Source organism: Verrucosispora sp. NA02020 (genome assembly GCF_013364215.1).
Classification (GTDB): Bacteria; Actinomycetota; Actinomycetes; order Mycobacteriales; family Micromonosporaceae; genus Micromonospora.
Map to the genome: position 1 here is coordinate 2,269,854 of NZ_CP054923.1, position 18,788 is coordinate 2,288,641.

15 protein-coding genes are annotated in these 18,788 nt (G+C 72.9%); 6 read left to right on the plus strand and 9 right to left on the minus strand.

Going from position 1 to position 18,788, the window contains the following annotated elements:
• Window positions 1-12: 12 nt before the first annotated feature.
• The 4 genes from HUT12_RS09950 to HUT12_RS09965 all read left to right on the plus strand — a co-directional run bounded on the left by HUT12_RS09950 (window position 13) and on the right by HUT12_RS09965 (window position 4,554).
• Window positions 13-1,761: a CDP-glycerol glycerophosphotransferase family protein gene (locus HUT12_RS09950; RefSeq protein WP_176093193.1), complete on the plus strand. Its 1,749-nt coding sequence runs from the start codon at window positions 13-15 to the stop codon at window positions 1,759-1,761.
• 198 nt (window positions 1,762-1,959) lie between these two features.
• On the plus strand, window positions 1,960-2,277 hold the full coding sequence (locus tag HUT12_RS09955) for a hypothetical protein (RefSeq protein ID WP_236146045.1): 318 nt from the start codon (window positions 1,960-1,962) through the stop codon (window positions 2,275-2,277).
• A gap of 144 nt (window positions 2,278-2,421) precedes the next feature.
• Window positions 2,422-3,078, plus strand: a complete 657-nt coding sequence (locus HUT12_RS09960; RefSeq protein ID WP_131057594.1) for a response regulator transcription factor — start codon at window positions 2,422-2,424, stop codon at window positions 3,076-3,078.
• Window positions 3,079-4,554 carry a HAMP domain-containing sensor histidine kinase gene (locus tag HUT12_RS09965; RefSeq protein ID WP_176093194.1) on the plus strand — a complete coding sequence of 492 codons (1,476 nt, stop codon included), beginning with the start codon at window positions 3,079-3,081 and terminating at the stop codon, window positions 4,552-4,554.
• Here the strand turns inward: HUT12_RS09965 and HUT12_RS09970 are convergent.
• The 4 genes from HUT12_RS09970 to HUT12_RS09985 form a co-directional block, all read right to left on the minus strand.
• Window positions 4,533-5,495 (minus strand): TAXI family TRAP transporter solute-binding subunit, encoded by a 963-nt coding sequence (locus HUT12_RS09970; RefSeq protein ID WP_254876767.1) that lies wholly within the window; start codon window positions 5,493-5,495, stop codon window positions 4,533-4,535. The two genes, HUT12_RS09965 and HUT12_RS09970, sit on opposite strands and share 22 nt — an antisense overlap.
• Before the next feature lie 150 nt (window positions 5,496-5,645).
• A complete protein-coding gene (locus HUT12_RS09975; protein ID WP_131057706.1) occupies window positions 5,646-6,320 on the minus strand; it encodes a hypothetical protein in 675 nt (224 codons plus the stop codon).
• A gap of 99 nt (window positions 6,321-6,419) precedes the next feature.
• Complete coding sequence (yaaA, locus tag HUT12_RS09980) at window positions 6,420-7,214, minus strand: peroxide stress protein YaaA (protein WP_176093196.1); 795 nt, start codon at window positions 7,212-7,214, stop codon at window positions 6,420-6,422.
• A gap of 8 nt (window positions 7,215-7,222) precedes the next feature.
• Window positions 7,223-8,848, minus strand: coding sequence for a hypothetical protein (locus HUT12_RS09985; RefSeq protein WP_254876768.1), 1,626 nt, complete (start codon window positions 8,846-8,848; stop codon window positions 7,223-7,225).
• Between the two features lie 164 nt (window positions 8,849-9,012).
• Between HUT12_RS09985 and HUT12_RS09990 the strand changes: the two genes are divergently transcribed.
• The gene (locus tag HUT12_RS09990) at window positions 9,013-10,053 is read left to right on the plus strand and encodes an App1 family protein (RefSeq protein ID WP_131057444.1); all 1,041 of its coding nucleotides are present in this window, start codon (window positions 9,013-9,015) and stop codon (window positions 10,051-10,053) included.
• 48 nt (window positions 10,054-10,101) lie between these two features.
• Here HUT12_RS09990 and HUT12_RS32585 read toward each other — a convergent pair whose 3' ends face one another.
• The 4 genes from HUT12_RS32585 to HUT12_RS10010 form a co-directional block, all read right to left on the minus strand.
• On the minus strand, window positions 10,102-10,638 hold the full coding sequence (locus tag HUT12_RS32585) for a hypothetical protein (protein ID WP_201272523.1): 537 nt from the start codon (window positions 10,636-10,638) through the stop codon (window positions 10,102-10,104).
• 706 nt (window positions 10,639-11,344) lie between these two features.
• Window positions 11,345-13,447 carry a 1,4-alpha-glucan branching protein GlgB gene (gene glgB, locus HUT12_RS10000; RefSeq protein WP_176093198.1) on the minus strand — a complete coding sequence of 701 codons (2,103 nt, stop codon included), beginning with the start codon at window positions 13,445-13,447 and terminating at the stop codon, window positions 11,345-11,347.
• A complete protein-coding gene (locus tag HUT12_RS10005; RefSeq protein ID WP_176093199.1) occupies window positions 13,435-15,561 on the minus strand; it encodes an alpha-1,4-glucan--maltose-1-phosphate maltosyltransferase in 2,127 nt (708 codons plus the stop codon). Before HUT12_RS10005 ends, glgB begins: the two co-directional genes overlap by 13 nt.
• A gap of 92 nt (window positions 15,562-15,653) precedes the next feature.
• Window positions 15,654-15,881: a winged helix-turn-helix domain-containing protein gene (locus tag HUT12_RS10010; RefSeq protein ID WP_176093200.1), complete on the minus strand. Its 228-nt coding sequence runs from the start codon at window positions 15,879-15,881 to the stop codon at window positions 15,654-15,656.
• Window positions 15,882-16,271: 390 nt separating this feature from the next.
• Here HUT12_RS10010 and HUT12_RS10015 point away from each other — a divergent pair, with 390 nt between their 5' ends.
• On the plus strand, window positions 16,272-17,432 hold the full coding sequence (locus HUT12_RS10015) for a helix-turn-helix domain-containing protein (RefSeq protein ID WP_254876769.1): 1,161 nt from the start codon (window positions 16,272-16,274) through the stop codon (window positions 17,430-17,432).
• A gap of 113 nt (window positions 17,433-17,545) precedes the next feature.
• On the opposite strand, the gene glgA is transcribed toward HUT12_RS10015, so the two are convergent.
• Complete coding sequence (gene glgA, locus HUT12_RS10020) at window positions 17,546-18,748, minus strand: glycogen synthase (protein ID WP_176093202.1); 1,203 nt, start codon at window positions 18,746-18,748, stop codon at window positions 17,546-17,548.
• Window positions 18,749-18,788: the final 40 nt, after the last annotated feature.

Consider the following 18,788-nt stretch of genomic DNA (forward strand, 5'->3'; position numbering starts at 1 on the left):
TCGTTGTTCGGCATGTTGAGTTCACGCGTGGGCGTCGCCGCGCGTGGCGCCCTGCTGGTGGCGTCCTACCTGGTGTTACTCGCCGCTGGCGCGTTCGGGTGGGTGGCCCTCTTCGCCGTCGCCGGAATGGCGGCGGTGTTGGGCGAGTTCGCCGTGGAACGGTGGTCACCGGCCACCGCGACCCTCCTGCAGAAGGTCGGTATCAACCGGGTCTACCGGCAGTTGGGCCGGGACCTGTCGGTGGTGGTGCTGGTCGCCTCCCAGGTGTCGCTGACCGGCACCGAGCTGACACTGCTGCTCCTGCTGCCCGCCGCGGTCTGGTTGGTCGCCGTCTTCGCCGGGGCGTTCAACCGGATGATCGACCGGCGCAACCCGGTCTCGGCCCTGGTCCGCAACATCGACCTGGGCCGGATGCGGTCCGCCCCCCGCCCGCCGGAGTGGGCCTCCGAGGTGGCCGGTGACCGGTTGCCGTGGGCGAACGTCCTGCTCATCCCGGCCGCCGTGGTGGCCGTCGTCGCCGACGACGTGACGCCGGTCTTCGTGGCAGGTCTGGTGGCCGTCGGGCTGGCCGGGGTGGTCGGCGGCATCGTCGCCTTCACCTGGCTGCGCGGCCGGGGCACCGGGCAGAGCCCGCAACTGCCGGCCGTGCAGAACTGGCTCAACAGCTACCGCCCGGAGGTGGCGCTCTACTTCGCCGGCCCGGCCAAGGACGTCTACCAGGCGAACATGTGGCTGGCGCCGATCGAGGCGCTGGGCCGTCGCGGGGTGGTGCTGATGCGCAGCCGGGACGCCTTCCTGGAGCTGGCCGACACCCGGCTGCCGGTGATCTTCGTGCCGGCCGCGCCGGATTTCATGAACCTGGACAAGAGCAGCATCCGGGCCACCCTGTACGCCGCCAACGTCGGGCCGAACATCCACATGCTGCGTGAGCCGGGCATGAAGCACGTCTTCGTCGGTCACGGCGACAGTGACAAGGCGGCCAGCGTCAACCCGTACAGCAAGGTGTACGACGAGGTCTGGGTCGCCGGCCTGGCCGGTCGGGAGCGGTACGCGCGGGCCGGGGTGGGCGTGCTGGACGCCGACATCGTGGAGATCGGCCGCCCGCAGTTGGCCGGCCTGCACACCTTCGGCTCGGAGGCCGTCGAGCGCCCGTTCACCGTGCTGTACGCGCCGACCTGGGAGGGGTGGCTCGACGACGACCCGTACCACACCTCGCTGATGCTGATGGGCGACCGGATCGTGGCCACGCTGCTGGCCACCCGTCCGGCGGTCCGGCTGATCTACAAGCCGCACCCGTTGACCGGCACCCGCTCCAAGCAGGCCAAGGCGGTGCACCAGCGGATCGTCGAGCGGATCCGGGCGGCTGGCGGCGACGTCGACGCGTCCAGCCTGGACGGTCCGGCGCACCGGGTGGTCACCGGTCGGGTGCCCGCGCTGTTCGACTGCTTCAACGAGACCGACCTGCTGATCAGCGACGTCTCCAGCGTCGTCTCGGACTTCGTGCAGAGCCAGCGGCCGTACGTGGTGGCCAACCCGGCCGGGCTGCCCGAGGACGAGTTCCGGCGGACGTTCCCCACCTCGCGGGCGGCGTACCTGCTCGCGGCGGACTGCGGTGAGCTGGAGAAGATCGTCGCGGTGACCCGGGCCGGTGACGACCCGATGACCGAGGCCCGCCGGGACCTGAAGACCTATCTGCTCGGCCCGGCCGAGGCGAACCCGATGGACCGGTTCGCCGAGGAGATCGGGCGGCTCTGCCGCTGACCCGCATCACGACCGCCACGCGCCCGGGACGACCTGTCGTCCCGGGCGCGTCGCCGTCCGGCATCGGCGGGCCACCGTCCCGGGCCGCCGAGCGCCGCCGTCCGGGTCGGCGGCGGCACGCCGGGACCGGTTTTGTCCGGTACGGGCCCGGCCGGGCGTGCGGACGGGCATGCTCGGAGGCAGGCCGGTGGAGAGGGGATGGGCGTGGAGAGCTACCACGAGGACTGGACCGACAGCCAGCGGGCGCTCTACGACGAGTGCTACCGGGCCGGTACGGACTGGGCCGCCGACCCCGACACCGCCGCCGAGGACGTGCAGCAGGTGATCAACCTCGGCCAGGCCGACGACGACACGCTCGCCGACGCCGAGATCGACTTCCCGCCCCTGGTCGACGCGGTCACCGAGGCCACGGGTGAGCTGGTCACCACCGTGCCGGCGAGCCACGACGACCCGGCCTTCCGGGGTTTCGTCGACGGCGTACGCGACGCCACCGCCGACGAGGTCTTCGGCCTCTGAGTCACCGTCACCCGCCCTGGGCCTGTCACCCGGGGCGGTTGTCTGCCACCATCTAAGGTCAGTTCCGCCGACCGTGACGCCACGGGGCGGTGGAGTCGACCGGGACCATGCGGGGTCAGCGGGCAGACCGAACGGGGAGGCCGGGTGCGCATCCTGCTGGTCGAGGACGACCGTCGGGTGGCCGCCGCGTTGTCGTCCGCGCTGACGCGTCGCGGCTACGAGGTGGAGCACGCGGCGACCGTCACCGCCGCCCTGTCCGCCGCGCCGTGCGACCTGGTGCTGCTCGACCTGACCCTGCCCGACGGCGACGGCACCGACCTCTGCCGTGAACTGCGTCGCCGCAGCAACCAGCTCGGCATCATCGCGGTGACCGCCCGGGGCGAGGAGCGGGACCGGGTGCTCGGTCTGCGTCTCGGTGCCGACGACTACGTGGTCAAGCCCTTCTCGATGGTGGAGTTGCAGGCCCGCATCGAGGCGGTGCTGCGGCGCGCCTCGCACGCGGCACCGGAGCGCAACCTGATCGAGGCCGGGCGGCTGCGCATCGACGTGGCGGCCCGTACGGTCACCGTGGCCGAACGCCCGGTCGCGTTGACCCGCAAGGAGTTCGACGTGCTGGTCTCACTGGCCCGGCAGCCCGGTGTCGCGGTGCCCCGCGACCGGATCCTGCTCGACGCCTGGGGGACCACCTTCGCCGACCGGCACACGGTCGAGGTGCACGTCGGGTCGCTGCGGAGCAAGCTCGGCGACGCGCGGCTGGTGGAGACCGTGCGCGGCGTCGGCTACCGACTGCGGAGCGAGTGAGTGCGCCGCCGGCTGGTGATCAGCTACCTCCTGCTGATGGTGTTGGTGCTGGCCGCGTTGGGCCTGCCGCTGGGCATGACGCTGACCACGCGGGAGACCGAACGGGTCCGGGCGGACCGGATCGCCGACGCCACCCGGTTCGCCTCGCTGGCCGGTCCGGCGTTGCGCAGCGGTGTCTCCGGCCCCCTGGACGCCGAGTTGAGCAGCTACGACGAACTCTTCGGCATCGGCGCGGCGGTGGTCGACCGGGACCGGCGGGTGGTGGTCGCGTCGGGCGGCTTCCGTCCGGGTACGGGCACCCGCGAGGCGTTGGACGTCGCCCTCTCCGGCCAGCAGACCAGCGGACCGGAGTCGGTCTGGCCCTGGGTGCGCGGGCCGATCGTGGTGGCGGTGCCGATCAACGACGGTGGCGAGGTGCTCGGCGCGGTGGTGACCGCGACCCCGTCCGACGGGGTGCGCCGTACCGTGGTCACCTGGTGGCTGCTGCTCGCCGCGCTGGGCACGCTCGCGGTGCTGGCCTGCGTGCTCACCGCGTTCGGGCTGGCCGGTTGGGTGCTGCGCCCGGTCACCGAGCTGGACGCGGTCACCCACGAGATCGCCGAGGGGGACCGGGGTGCCCGGGTGCAGCACCAGGTGGGCCCGCCGGAGCTGCGGCGCCTGGCGGCGAGCTTCAACCACATGGCCGACGCCGTCTCCGACGTGATGGACCGTCAGCGCGCGTTCGTCGCGCACGCCAGTCACCAACTCCGTAACCCGTTGACCGCGCTGCGGCTGCGGGTCGAGGAGTTGGGCCCGAGCCTGACCGACGAGGACGGCCGCGCCGAGCACCGGTTGGCCCTGGAGGAGACCGACCGGCTGGCGCTGCTGCTCGACGCGCTGCTCACCCTGGCTCGGGCCGAGCGGCGGGAGAACCAGCGGGTGACCGTCGACGCGGTGGCGACGGCCGCGTCCCGGGTCGCCGCGTGGGAGCCGTTGGCCCGGCACCGCAAGGTGGCCCTGCGCCTGGCGGCAGACCCGACGCCGACGTACGCCCGGACCGTGCCGACCGCCATCGACCAGGCGCTGGACGCGCTGATCGACAACGCGGTGAAGTTCAGTGGCGTGGGCGGCGAGGTGACGGTCTCCGTCGCGACCCGGGAGGGCGGGATCGCCCTGGAGGTACGCGACACCGGCCCGGGTATGACCTCCGACCAGCTCGGCCAGGCGACCGAACGGTTCTGGCGGGCACCGGAGGTGCAGAACGTCGACGGCGCCGGGCTGGGGCTGACCATCGCCGCCGTGCTCGTCGACGCCTCCGACGGCCGGTTGACCATGCACCCGAACTCGCCACGGGGCCTGGTGGCCGCGCTGTGGTTCCCGGCGGCCACCGAGCCGGCCGACCTCGCCGCACCGGACGCGCCGCCCGGCCCGACGCCCACCGAGCCGGTGCCGCCCGCCTCGGTGGCCGGCGAGGGTCAGGGCTTGCTGGCGCGGTAGTAGTCGGCGGCGCCGGGGTGCAGCGGCAGGGGTGAGGTGGCGATCGCCGAGCGGGGGCTCATCCGTCCGGCCGCCGGGTGGGCGCTGGCCAGCTCGGAGCGCCGTTCCATCAGCAACCGGGTCACCTCGCGGACCAGCGGTTCCGGCAGGTCGGCGCGGACCAGCAGATAGTTGGGGTTGGCCACGGTGGTGACCGCGTCGATGCCGTACACCGAGCGGGGGATGTCCCGGGGCACGTACACCTCCGGGTTGCCCACCCGCAGCGGAGCGGTCCACTCGCCGAGATCGACGATGCGGGTCGGGGTGTCCTGGGCGAACTGGGCCACGGCCCGCACCGGCAACCCGCCGGAGAAGAAGAACGCGTCGATCCGCCCCTCCCGCAGCGCGGCCACCGAGTCGTCGAGGCCGAGCCGTTCCTGGCGTACCTGATCGCCGTCGAGTTCGGCGGCGGTGAGCAGCCGCTGCACGGTGATCTCGGTGCCGGAACCGGGCGCGCCCACCGACACCCGCCGCCCCCGCAGGTCGGTGAGGGTCTGCACCGGGCTGTTCGCGGTGGTGACCAGGTGCAGCAGATCGTCGTAGACCCGGGCGACGGCCACCACCTGCGGGTGCGGGCCGGGATCGGCGGGCAGCACGTCGGCCTGGGTGAAACCGAGTTCGGCCTCGCCGGCACCGAGGAGCCGGACGTTCTCCGCCGAGGCGGCGGTGACCATCACCTCGGCCCGGACGTCGGGTAGCTCCCGGTTGAGGATGGCGGCCAGGGACTCGCCGAAGGCGTGGTACACGGCGGTCGGGCTGCCGGTGGCGATCCTGATATGAACTGTCTTATCTGGAGATTCCCGGCAGGCGCTGAGGCCGGGCAGGGCCAGCAGCACGGTCAGCGCCAGCGTCGCGCGGGCGCCGCGTCGCCGGGCTCGGGCGGTGTACCGGGTACGGCTCACGGGCAGCACTGTGCGCCGCCGGACCCCTGTCACGCAAGCCCAGAGGCGGCGGAAGCGCTCTCCGGACGGCCCCGGCAGGTCTGCCGGGGCCGTCCGGGTGGGTCCGACCGGTGGCCGGCGAGCCGTTCCAGCCGTCCGGTCGGCCACGGATCAGGCCACGGGGCGGTGCGCCGCCTCCTCTCCGGCGTGGCGCAGGATCTGCTCCCGGTCCCGGCCGTGCGCGACACTGACCAGGAAGCAGCCGGTGCCCGGACGCAGCAGCGCCGGCACGTCCAGCAGTGCGGCGCCGCGCACCAGCACGGCGGCCAACTCCCGGTCGGTGATCCGGACGCCGAGGATGTGTCGGCGGACGTGCCGGCCACCGGCCAGCAGCGCGGACCGCCAGGCGGCGGCGGCCAACCGGGTACGCCACAACCGCCGGGCCGTCGAGGCACCGGGCACCGGGCCCCCGAGCAGCTCCCGGCGGCCGCGCCGCCAGCCGTTCTCCACCATCGCCGCGTACGCCGCACGGTGCTCGCGGGCGATGTGGATCTGGTGCAGTTCGTAGCGGCGGCGCAGCCCGCCCACCGCCGTCTCGTGCCGGACCGGGATGTGCAGGCGGTCGAGGAGTTGTCGGGTACGCCGCGCCGCCTCCTCCCGGTTGAACTCGATCGTCGCCGGGATGGCGGGCTGCTGGCCCACGTACCGGTGACCGGGAGCCGCCGGAGGCGGCATACAGCGCAGCAGGCAGGCTGTCTCGAACGCGTCGGCCAGCGTGGTCCAGTCCAACGGCGGGAGCGTCGTCGCCTGGCGATGCCGGTCGAGCAGAATGGGTGCGGCAACCACCGGAGTGCCTCCTTGTGGTGTCGGGTCCTCCTTACGGTGACCTGTGACACCCGTGGGTGGTACCGATCCGGCTCAGCCTTGAGGAAATCTTGCGCCTGGTTACAGTTCGGAAACCACAACGTCGATCTGACGTGGACGGCCCGGTGCGCCGGGCTGCTCGCACACCGTGTACTTGAGGTCCCGTACCGCTGCGACCAGCGCGTCCGTGCTGCGGGGCCGGGCACCGGCGAGGAGCAGGTCCCGCACCAAACGGCCCTTGGTGGCCTTGTTGAAATGACTGACCACCGACCGCACTGGCTGCCCGTCCACCTCACGTTCGTGCAGCACCCGCACCGTCACGACGCGCTCCGCCGACGCACCGCGCGGCGCCCAGGTGGCGGCGTACGCGCCGGACCTCAGGTCGAGCACCGGAGCGGTGCCGGCCGCCTCGGTCAACACCGGCCCCAGCACCCGCCGCCAGTACGCCGACAGCGCACCCGGGCCGGGCAGGCGGGCCCCGATGGCGCAGCGGTACGGCGGGATCCGGTCGGTGAGCCGGACCGCCCCCCACAGGCCGGAACTGACCAGCACCTGCCGGTCGGCCGCCCGTCGGGCGGTGGGCGGGAGCGTGGCCAGGTCGAGGGCCTCATAGAGCACGCCGGTGTAGATCCTCCCGGCGGGGGCGGTGGCCGCCACGGTCAGCCGGGTGTTGCGCCGCAGCTCGCCGTGCTGGCCGGCGCTGAGCCCGAGCGCGTCCAGTGCCGCCTCCGGTGGACCGGCGGAGAGTGCCACCAGAGCGTCCAGCACCTCCCGGCGGGCGGGGGTGAGCGCCGGCAGCGAGAGCCGGTCCAGGTCCAGCTTGCGGCCGGTGCCGGCGTCGGCCTTGCCCTCGGAGGGCGGCAGCAGGATGAGCATGGGTGACTCTAACGCCAGGGGCGCAGCGGCTCCGGCGGGTGGTAGACGCGGAAGCCACCGATCTCGGCGAGCAGGCTGCCGTCCGCGCGGTCGCCGAGCAGTTCCCGCAGCCGCCGGTCCGCCGGCGCGTCGGTCGCCAGCACGTACCCCGGCCGGGTGGCGCGGGCCAGCCGCCACCAGTACGCCGGATAGCGGTTCTGGCCCGGGTGCAGGTCGCCGTCGAGCACCCCGCAGACCACCTGCTCGGCGGTGTTGAAGATCAGCCGGTTGCAGGTCCAGTACTCGCCGTACACCTCGTGCAGACCGGCCGCCTGGACCGTGGCGGCGAGTTGTCGCGCGTACCGTTCCTCCCGCCGGCCGGGGTCCGCACCGGCGGTGGCGAACAGGACCGTGACCACCAGCGACGCCGCCGCCAGGGCGGCCAGGACGGCGGTGGCGAACGCGCCGGCCAGCCGTCCCCGCGCGCCGACGGTGCCCCGCCAGGCGGCCACCGCCGTCGACCAGAGCGGCCAGAGCACCGCCGGCAACGACAGTTGCAGCACCGACAGGTAGCGCGCGTTGCCCAGCGGGTCGGTCGCCGCGAGCGAACTGCGCACGTACGCCAGCAACGTCAACGCCGCACCGCCGAGCAGCGCGAGGTGCAGCACCGGCCCGACCCGGTCGGCCCGCCCGGCGGCCCGGCGGTACGCGAGCCCGGCGAGCACCGCCGCGACGACCAGCAGCACCGGATAGAGCAGCGCGAACCACTCCTGCCAGCGGGCGCAACCGGCGAGCGGGCAGAGTCCGCCCGCCAGCGACACCCCCTCCAGCAGTCCGCCGTCCAGCCGCTGCGGCCACGGCGGCGGCGCTCCGGTGGCACCGCTGATGGTGCGCAGCACCGAGAGGGAGTCCTGTCCCGGCGGCGCGACCAGGTTGTCGCGGATCATCGGGGCGATCCCGACGGTGAAGCCGACGAGCAGCAGCAGCCCGGCCCCGCCGAGCAACTCCCGACGCACCGCCCACACCAGCGCCAGCCCGGCCACCGCCAGGTACGGCACGATCAGCCAGTCCGACCAGACGGCCACCCCGGCGAGCAGCCCGAAGGCGCCGACGGCCAGCCGACGGTGGCGGACCGTGCCCTGGGCCAGCCCGGCGACCAGCAGCAGCATCGCCAACACCGCGACCTTGACCTCCGGACGGCCGCCGACGGTCGTCACCTGGTCCCGGATCACCCGTTCGGAGCCGAGCGCCAGCAGACCGACGACCAGGGTGGCGAACCAGGGCGACCCGATCCGCCGGGTCAGCCGGTGAATCAGCCAGAGGAACACCGCGTAGAGCGCGAGCACCGGCAGTCGCAGCAACGGCCAGCTCGGTCCGCCGACGGCGAGCAGGGGAGCGGCCAGGTACGACTGCAACATGCCCATGTACCGCTGGCCGTACAGGAAGACCGGGTGCTCCCGACCCTCGGCGATGTGCAGCGCGGCCAGGCCGAACGTCGCCTCGTCGCTGTTGGATACCGGCACGGTGTGCAGCACGAGGTACAGGCGGTAGCCGACCCCGGCCAGCCCGAGGAGCAGCGCGACGAAGGCCGGCCGGTCGAGCCGGAACCATCCCCGTCCGCGCTGTCGCCCTGATTGCGACCCTGCACGTGGCACGACCATCGCCCCCGTCGTCGTCCCGACCGGAGTCTCGCACGGTCGGACGCTGCTACGGGCCGGTTCGCCGCAGCCCGGCGGGGTGGGTCGTGCGGGGTGACCGACGGGGTGCCGGGGCGGCTCTCGCGTGGCCGTGGTCGCCGACGTGTGGCAGGGTTGCACCCGTGCCACCCACTCCCGCCGGCCAGTTGGCCATTCCGAACCTGCACCGGGCCGCACGGATCGAGGACGCGGTGCACGCCGTCGTCGAGCGTCGGCTCCGTCGGACGGGCTGGCGGATCAACATCATCGCGTACACCGGGTACGGCGCACCCGGCTGGGCGCGGGTGATGTGCCGGGTGCTGCTCGGGCGACCGGACACCCGCCAGCGGGGCCGGTTGGAGAAGGTCCGGGGCTGGCGCAGCTTCACCACGCTGCCCGCCAAGCACGTCACCGTGACGATCGAGACCGGTGGGGTGACCCACGAGGTGCGGGCCGACCGCAGCGGCTTCGTCGACACCGTCGTCGAGACGAACCTGCCACCCGGCTGGGGAACGGTACGCCTCAGCGTCCCGGACGCCGAGCCGGTCGAGGCCCCGGTCCGCATCCTCGATCCCGAGGTCCGCTTCGGCGTCCTCTCCGACATCGACGACACGGTCATGGTCACCGCACTGCCCCGTCCGCTGCTCGCCGCCTGGAACACCTTCGTGCTCGACGAGCACGCCCGGATGGCGGTACCCGGCATGGCCGTGCTCTACGAGCGCCTGGTCACCGCGCACCCCGGCGGACCGGTCTTCTACCTCTCCACCGGTGCGTGGAACGTCGCCCCGACGCTCACCCGCTTCCTCTCCCGGCACCTCTATCCGGCCGGGCCGCTGCTGCTGACCGACTGGGGCCCCACCCACGACCGCTGGTTCCGCAGCGGCCGGGAGCACAAACGCGCCACCCTGGCCCGGCTGGCCAAGGAGTTCCCCGACGTACGCTGGCTGCTCGTCGGCGACGACGGCCAGCACGACCCGGAGATCTACCGCGAGTTCGCCGCCGCCCACCCGGACAACGTGGCGGGCGTGGCGATCCGGCGGCTCTCACCCACCCAGGCGGTGCTGGCCGGTAGCCTCCCCGTCCCGCACGACAGCCCCACCGAGGGGCCGATCGGGCAGAAGTGGCTCTCCGCCCCCGACGGCGCGGGCCTCTGGACCCTGCTGCGCGGCGCCGGCCTCGTCTGAGCGGCCGTGCTGCTTCTCCCGAGCCTGCCGGATGCCAGCCGCCGGGCGTCAGCCGCCGGGCGTGAGCGTCACCTCGCCCGTGCAGCCGGCCAGGTGTCGGCGGTCTTCGAGCAGGTCGATGACGGCCTCCCGGTTGGCGATCCGGGCCTCCGACAGCGCATCCGGGTTCTGCCGCTGACCGGCGATGAAGGTCAGGTTGTTACGGACGGCGGTGTCCAGGCCGTCGCAGTTCTCCGCCGCGCCGCCGTTGAGCGCCGCGTTCGGGTCCGCGTCCGGCACCTCGACCTCGCCGGTGCAGCCGGCCGCCGCGCGCCGCTGTTCGAGCTGGTCGAGGACGGCCTGACGGTTGGCGATCCGGGCCTCCGACAGCGGGTCGGGGAAGACCAACTGGTCGGCGATGAAGGCGAGGTTGCTGCCCACGGCCGTGTCGAGACCCTCGCAGTTCTCGCTCGCCGAACTGGTCCCGGTCGCCGTCGCGAAGGCCACGCCGAGGGTCACCCCGATCGCCACGACCCCCGCGATCTTGCGCTGTCGCGGTGAGGTCCCGCGCCGACTGTTCCGGGTGGTACGCCTACTGCTCGCCATCGATTCTCTTCCCCTCGTCGTCAGCTACCTCGGAGGTACGGGCGCGCGGGCGCCGACGGTTCACCGCTCGGTGATCTACGTGCGAGCCCGGCGGATTGTTACCGACCTGGTGAGCGAGCTGTCACGCAGACATGAGGCGGTGCGGGTCCCGCGCCGCCCGCCCGCCGCCCGCCGTCCGCCCACCGCCCACCGCCCACCGCCCGCCGCCCGCCGTCCGCCCACCGCCCGACGGCCTGCCCCCGCGCGTGGCATGGCTGCGCGTGGCAAGGTCGGGGCCCGGCTGTGTGCAGCAGGGTCGGGTCTGACTGTGTGTAGCAGGGTCCGGGCCGGTCCTGTATAAGGTCTGGGCCCTTTCGAGCTGAGAGCAGGAACGGATCGCGGAAGGTGGCCACCAGGCTGCGGCATGTCGTGCCTGGCGACGCGATAGCGCGAACGGTTCAGCTCGACAGGAGCCGAGGAGGTATCCAGGGCCGAGGCCCGCAGGCCGTGATGGCCACGCCCTCGACGACGGCCACGTGTCACGACGGCCACGCCGTGACGGCGGCCATGCCGCACCGCGGCCATGCCGCACGACGGCCATGCCGCACGACGGCCATGCCGCACGACGGCCATGCCGCACGACGGCCATGCCCCGCAACGGCCATGCCCCACAACGGCTACGGCCGTGACGGCCACGGCCGCGACCGTCACGGCGGCCCGAGCAGGGTCAGGCCGGGCGGAGCCAGAGAGCGCCGAGCGGGGGGACACGCAGTGCCACCGAGGCGGGCAGCCCGTGCCAGGGGATGTCCTGGGCGTAGACGGTGCCGAAGTTGCCGACACCGGAGCCGCCGTAGTGGTGGGCGTCGGTGTTGAGCACCTCGGCCCAGGCGCCCGCCGCAGGCAGACCGACCCGGTAGTCGTCCACGGGCCGGGCGGAGAAGTTGGCGACGCAGACCAGGGTCGCGCCGTCGGGAGCGATCCGGACGAACGAGACGGTGTTGTTGGCGACGTCGTCACCGGCGAGCCAGCGGAAGCCGGCGGGCGAGGTGTCCTGCGCCCACAGGGCGGGAGTGTCCCGGTAGACCCGGTTGAGGTCGCCGACGAGGCGTTGCACGCCGGCCCGGGCCGGGTCGTGCAGGAGGTACCAGTCGAGGCCGCGCTCCTCGCTCCACTCCCGCTCGTCGGCCAACTCGCAGCCCATGAAGAGGAGCTGCTTGCCGGGGTGCGCCCACATGTACGCCAGCAGTGCGCGCACGTTGGCCAGGCGCTGCCACTGGTCGCCGGGCATCTTGGCGAGCAGCGAGCCCTTGCCGTGCACCACCTCGTCGTGGCTGATCGGCAGCACATAGTTCTCGCTCCAGGCGTACGCCAGGGAGAAGGTGAGCTGATGGTGGTGGTGCTGCCGGTAGATCGGGTCCTTCGAGGTGTAGAGCAGGGTGTCGTGCATCCAGCCCATGTTCCACTTGAAGCCGAAGCCCAGCCCGCCGTCGCTGGTCGGGCGGGTCACCCCCGGCCAGGCGGTGGACTCCTCGGCGATCATCACCACGCCGGGGTGGTGCTTGTAGACCGTCGCGTTGGTCTCCTGCATGAACGCGATGGCCTCCAGGTTCTCCCGGCCGCCGTACTGGTTGGGCACCCACTGCCCGTCGGCGCGGGAGTAGTCGAGGTAGAGCATCGAGGCGACCGCGTCCACCCGCAGCCCGTCGACGTGGAACTCCGCCAGCCAGTAGTGCGCGTTGGCGACCAGGAAGTTGCGCACCTCGCGGCGGCCGAAGTCGAAGACGTACGTGCCCCAGTCGGGGTGCTCGCCGCGACGCGGGTCGGGGTGCTCGTAGAGCGGGGTGCCGTCGAAGCGGGCCAGCGCCCACTCGTCCTTGGGGAAGTGCGCCGGCACCCAGTCCAGGATCACCCCGATGCCGGCGGCGTGCAGCCGGTCCACGAGGTAGCGGAAGTCGTCCGGGTCGCCGAACCGCGACGTCGGCGCGAAGTAGCCGGTCACCTGGTAGCCCCAGGAACCGCCGAACGGGTGCTCCATCACTGGCAGGAACTCCACGTGGGTGAAGCCCAGCTCCACCACGTACGCGGTCAACTGCTCGGCCAACTCCCGATAACCGAGGCCCGGCCGCCACGAGCCGAGGTGCACCTCGTACACGCTCATCGGCTCCTGGTGCGGCTGCTGCCTCGCCCGCCGGGCCAGCCAGTCCGCATCCGTCCACTCGTACGTCGAGCGATGCACCACCGACGCGGTGGCCGGCGGCACCTCCGCGTACGCGGCGAGCGGGTCGGCCTTGTCCCGCCAGTACCCGTCCGCGCCGAGGACGCGGTACTTGTACCGGGCGCCGGTCGACACCCCGGGCACGAAGATCTCCCACACGCCGGTGGAGCCCAGCGACCGCATCGGCCAGCCGTCGTCCGGTGCCCAGCCGGTGAAGTCGCCGACCACCCGGACACCCCGGGCGTTCGGCGCCCACACCGCGAACGCCACGCCGTCGTCGCGTACCCGGGCGCCGAGCGCCTCCCAGAGCCGCTCGTGTCGGCCCTCGCCGATCAGGTGCAGGTCCAGTTCGCCCAGGGTCGGCGGATGGCGGTACGGGTCGTCGTGCGGCTGCCCGTCCACCTCGATGCGGTAGTCGAGGACCTCGCCGGGGACGGTCGCCTCGAAGACGCCGACGTCGTGTACCCGGGTCATCGGGTACCGCCGTTCCCCGACCAGCAGACACGGATCGGCCGCGCCCCGACGCATCGTGCGGACCACCGTGCGCCCGTTCGCCGGGTGGGCCCCGAGCACGGCGTGCGGGTCGTGGGTCTCCCCGGAGATCAGCTGGTCCATCGGGCGTCGTCCTTCGTGGCGGAGTCGGTGCCGCTGCGGGGACGGGCGGCAGTGGTGGGGACGGTGGTGGCGATCGGAGCGGCGGCCGTGGCAGTGCCGGTGGTGCCGGGCGCGGCCGTGGCGGTGCCGGCCGTGTCGGGTGCGGTGGCGTCGGGGCGGCGCAGCACCAGCACGTGCGCGGGTTGCAGGTACGGGTCGAGGCGGACCGCGTTGCGTTGTCCCCAGTCGTAGGTGGCGCCGGTCAGCGCGTCGTGCACAGTGAACCGGTCGTGCCAGTCCAGGCCCAGTGCCGGCATGTCCAGCGTGGTGTTGCCCCACTGCACGGTGTGCGAGTCGAACGAGCAGACCACCAGCACCGTGTTGCCGGTCGTCGGGTCGTGCTTGGACCAGCAGAGGAGCGCCGGGTTGTCGATGTCGTGGAAGACCAGGTTCCGCAGCCGGTGCAGGGCCGGGTTCTCCCGGCGGACCTGGTTCAGGGTGGCGATGAACGGCGCCAGCGACCGCCCCTGCGCGAGCGCGCCGGCCCAGTCGCGGGGGCGCAGCTCGTACTTCTCGTTGTCGATGTACTCCTCCGCGCCGGGGCGCGCGACGTGCTCGAAGAGCTCGAACCCGGCGTACATGCCCCAGGAGGGGGAGAGCAGCGCGGCCAGCACCGCCCGGATCTTGAACATCGGCGGTCCACCGTGCTGCAACGAGGCGTGCAGGATGTCCGGCGTGTTCGGCCAGAAGTTCGGCCGCATGTAGTCGGCCGCCGCCACCAGTTCCTCGCAGTACTCCCGCATCTGCGCCGCCGAGGTCCGCCAGGTGAAGTACGTGTACGACTGGGTGAAGCCGACCTTTGCCAGCCCGTGCATCATCGCCGGTCGGGTGAACGCCTCGGCGAGGAACAACACGTCCGGGTCGACCTGCTTGACCTCGCCGATCAGCCAGTGCCAGAAGTCGACCGGCTTGGTGTGCGGGTTGTCCACCCGGAAGATCTTCACGCCCTCGCCGACCCAGTGCCGCACCACCCGCAGCACCTCGGCGCGGATGCCCTCCGGGTCGTTGTCGAAGTTCACCGGATAGATGTCCTGGTACTTCTTCGGCGGGTTCTCCGCGTACGCGATGCTGCCGTCGGCGCGGGTGGTGAACCACTCCGGGTGCTCGCTGACCCAGGGGTGGTCGGGGGCGCACTGCAACGCCAGGTCCATCGCCACCTCCAGGCCGTGTTCGGCGGCGGCGGCGACGAAGGCGCGGAAGTCCTCCGGCGTACCCAGATCGGGGTGGAGGGTGTCGTGCCCGCCCTCGGCGGCGCCGATGGCCCACGGCGAACCCACGTCGTCCGGCCCGGCGACCAGCGTGTTGTTGGGGCCCTTGCGGTTGACCCGGCCGATCGGGTGGATCGGCGGCAGATAGAGCACGTCGAAGCCCATCGCGGCGACCCCCGGCAGCCGCTGCGTGGCGGTGGCGAAGGTGCCGGAGCGGGCCGGCGCGTCGACGGTGGCCGGGATCGCGCCCTCGGAGCGGGGGAAGAATTCGTACCAGGCGGAGAAGAGGGCCCGCTCACGGTCCACCCAGATGCGGTACTCCTCGCCGGTGGTGACCAGCTCGCGCACCGGGTGCGCCCAGAGCAGATCGGCCAGCGCCAGCGCCGGAGCCACCCGCTGCGGCAGCGGCAGCGCGGTGTCGCGCAGCGCGCGGACCGCCTCGTCCAGGCCCGCCCCCTCGGCGGCCGGGACCAGGTCGGCGGCGGCCCGCAGCACGCGTACGCCCTCGGCCAGGTCGTTTGCCAGCTCGGTCGGCCCCTGGCCCGCGGCGATCTTCTTGGTCACCGCGTTGTGCCAGGTCAGGTACGGGTCGCTGAACGCCTCGACGGTGAACATCCACTCGCCGACGGCGTCCGGGACGATCGTGGCGTGCCACCGGTCCCGGCCCGGCTCACCCGGTCTCATCCGGGTGAACGGTCGCGCCAGCCCGTCCGGGCCCAGCCAGACCACGTTGCAGCCGAGCGCGTCGTGCCCCTCGCGGTAGGCGACTGCCGACACCGGCACCACCTCGCCGACGACCGCTCGGGCCGGGTAGCGACCGCAGGAGACGACGGGGGAGACGTCTTCGATCGGGAACCGTCCGCTCACCGCCTCAACCTACTGTGCGAGATCGGCTCGCGCTCGTTCGACCGCCGTACCGTGCCCCACTTGCCCCGCCGACGGCCGCGCAGTATCCGGCATCAGATCGGCGGTTGACTCGCCACGAACGAGCCCTTGCCCTGACGGGTGACGATCCAGCCCCGTTCCTCAAGAATGCGCAAGGCGTATCGGACCGGCCAGGCGCTCGACTCGTACTGCTCACGCAGCTCGGCGATGGACGGCAGCTTGTCGCCGGGCTTGAGCGTGCCCGCGCGGACTGCGGTCGAGACATCGTTGATGATCTGCTCGTAAAGCGGTGCTTGCGGCATGGGCGCGCCACCTCTCGTCAGCGCCTCGATCTTCGCACTCCGAGTGACACGCCGTGCATGCTCTGTTGACTGTGACGGCATAGCCTTCTAAGTTGAAGTTGCCGGAGGTTCTCTCGTCAGCAACGGAGTGCCTTTGACCAGGGCGGGGCGGTCCCCCCGGTGCCGCCCCGCCCTGCCTTCACCTCCCCGTCGTGCTCGTTCTGCCCCACCTCCCACTCGCAAGGAGGCACGGATGCGCCAGCCCCCGCCCGACATCCCGCGTCCGGTGTTCAGTCGTCGATCATGGAGTTGTGGCAGCAGGTTTGTGGCTATACGCGGCCTTTGGACGAACCGCAACTCCATGATCGGCGCGGTGGGTGGGGTGGGGTCGGGCGGCGGGGGTGTGGGGCGGTGAGTGAGGTGCCGGTGGGGCGGCGGATCGCGCAGTGGCGGGTCCGGCGGAACATGACGCAGCAGCAGTTCGCCGACCGGCTCGGCAAGTCCAAGAGCTGGGTGGACAAGATCGAGCGTGGGGCGCGCCGGGTGGAGCGGGTGTCGAACCTGCGGGAGGTGGCCGAGGCGCTGCGGATCGACCTGGCGACCCTGCTGCCGGACCGGGCCGGGCGGTCCGCCCCCGCAGTCGCCGGTGTGGAGCGGGTTCGGGCGGCCCTGGCCAGATACCACGTTCCGGCGTCGTCCCGGCCCGTCGACGTGGCACAGGTGCGGGCCCGGCTCGACCATGCCGAGCAGAGCTATCGGCATGCCCGGTACCCGGCCCTGCTCAGGCTGCTACCGGACCTGCTCGACGAGGTCCGGCAGGTACGGGTCGACCGTCCGGATCCGGCCGGCGACGAGTTGCTGGTCGGCGCGTACGGGCTGATTGCTCTGGCTTTGATCAAGCTGGACCAGCGGGAGTCGGCGTGGCTGGCGGCGGACCGGGGGATGGCCGTCGCCCTGGGGACCGGGAACGCGCTGCTGGTCGCCGTCGCGACCGTACCGCTGAGTCAGGCGCTGCGGGCGGTCGGGCGGCGACGGTCCGCGATGGATGCCACGGTGGTGGCCGCGCAACGGATCGCGCATCGGGGCGGCGACGCGGCGGCGCTGCGCACGACGTTGCTGGTCCAGGCGGGTCTGGCCGCCGGTGGGCGGGGCGACGGCCGCAGCGCACGCGAGCTGATCGACCAGGCTGCGGCGATCGTGCCCGAGTTGCCGGACGGCTACGGTACGGCGGCGGTGGAGGCGGCGCGGGTGGTGATCGCGGCCGACCTCGGGGACGTCGGGGTGGCGGCGGCCCGACACGTTCGGCTGACGGCGGGCAGCGGGTGGCGGTGGCTGCCGACCGAGCATCGGGCGGCGTACCTGCTCGACGTGGCCCGCGCGCACGCCCGCTGTGGCGACATGCTCCAGGCGGGGCGGGCGTTGTTGGACGCCGAGCGGACCGCTCCCGGTGAGGTACGCGACCGCCCGTCCGCCCGCGCCCTGGTCGCCGTGACGGCTCGCGCCGCCGCCGCTCCCGCCGCGCTCACCCGCCTCGCCACCAGCCTGCACGTCGGTGGCGACGGTGCGGGGTGAGCTGTGTCGGACGGTGCGGGGTGAGCTGGTGGGGGTGCGGGGTGAGCTGTGTTAGCAGGGGACCCCTGCTATGCACGAGGCGTTAATAAGGTGCCCTTCCTTACATCAAAGCCTTACCCCAGCAGCGAGCCGTACAGCTCCAGCGTCTGGCGCGCGATCGCGTCCCACGAGAAGTGCTCCACCGCGCGCCGTCGGCCGGCCCGCCCGAGTGCGGCGGCCTGCTCCGGGGCGGCGAGCAAGGTGTTCAGCCGGTCCGCAAGGTCGGCCTCGAAGCGGGCCGGGTCCAGCGGGCGGCCCGATCCGTCGGTGGCCTGCTCGATCGGGACCAGCAGGCCGGTCTCGCCGTCGGCGACCACCTCGGGGATGCCGCCGGTGGCGGTGGCGACGACGGCGGTCTCGCAGGCCATCGCCTCCAGGTTGACGATGCCCATCGGCTCGTACACGGACGGGCAGACGAAGATGGTGGCGTGGGTGAGCACCTGGATCACCTCGGACTTGGGCAGCATCTCGGCCACCCAGACCACCCCGGAGCGGCCGGACCGCAGCTCGGCGACCAGGCCCTCCACCTCGGCGGCGATCTCCGGCGTGTCCGGAGCGCCGGCCAGCAGCACGAGCTGCGTCTCCGGCGGCAGTTCGCGGGCGGCGCGCAGCAGGTGCGGCAGGCCCTTCTGGTGGGTGATGCGCCCGACGTAGACCACGCTGGGCAGCGCGGGGTCGATGCCGAGTCGCGCCAGCACGTCGGTGCCGGGGTCGGGGGCGTACTGCGCGGTGTCGATGCCGTTGTAGATCACCTTGACCCGGTCCGGGTCCACCGACGGGTACGCGGCCAGCACGTCCCGGCGCATGCCGGCGCTGACCGCCACGACCGCGTCGGCCGCCTCGTAGGCGGTGCGCTCGCACCAGGAGGAGAGCGCGTAGCCGCCGCCGAGCTGGTCGGCCTTCCACGGTCGCAGCGGCTCCAGGCTGTGCGCGGTCACCACGTGCGGCACCCCGTACAACAGCTTCGCGGTGTGTCCGGCCAGGTTGGCGTACCAGGTGTGGCTGTGCACCACGTCCGCGCCGGCACACCCGGCGGCCATCTCCAGGTCCACGCCCATGGTCCGCAGCGCGGCGTTCGTCCCGGCGAGGGCCGGCGGGTCCGCGTACGCCCGGACTCCCGGCTCGGTGCGCGGCGCGCCGAAGCAGTGCACCCGGACCTCGGCGATCCGGCGCAGTTCCCGGGCCAGGTACTCGACGTGGACCCCGGCGCCGCCGTACACCTCGGGCGGGTACTCGCGGGTGAGCAGGTCGACGCGAAGGTGGGCGGAGTCGGTCATGCCCGGCACCCTAGTGCAGAAGTGTGCCCGTACGAGTGGT

Bases quoted from the DNA above. Each gene is read 5' to 3' on its own strand.
- HUT12_RS09950 (WP_176093193.1), top strand. From the start codon at position 13: ATGTTGAGTTCACGCGTGGGCGTCGCCGCGCGTGGCGCCCTGCTGGTG.
- HUT12_RS09955 (WP_236146045.1), top strand. From the start codon at position 1,960: ATGGGCGTGGAGAGCTACCACGAGGACTGGACCGACAGCCAGCGGGCG.
- yaaA (WP_176093196.1), bottom strand. From the start codon at position 7,214: ATGCTCATCCTGCTGCCGCCCTCCGAGGGCAAGGCCGACGCCGGCACC.
- HUT12_RS32585 (WP_201272523.1), bottom strand. From the start codon at position 10,638: ATGGCGAGCAGTAGGCGTACCACCCGGAACAGTCGGCGCGGGACCTCA.
- glgB (WP_176093198.1), bottom strand. From the start codon at position 13,447: ATGGACCAGCTGATCTCCGGGGAGACCCACGACCCGCACGCCGTGCTC.
- HUT12_RS10010 (WP_176093200.1), bottom strand. From the start codon at position 15,881: ATGCCGCAAGCACCGCTTTACGAGCAGATCATCAACGATGTCTCGACC.
- glgA (WP_176093202.1), bottom strand. From the start codon at position 18,748: ATGACCGACTCCGCCCACCTTCGCGTCGACCTGCTCACCCGCGAGTAC.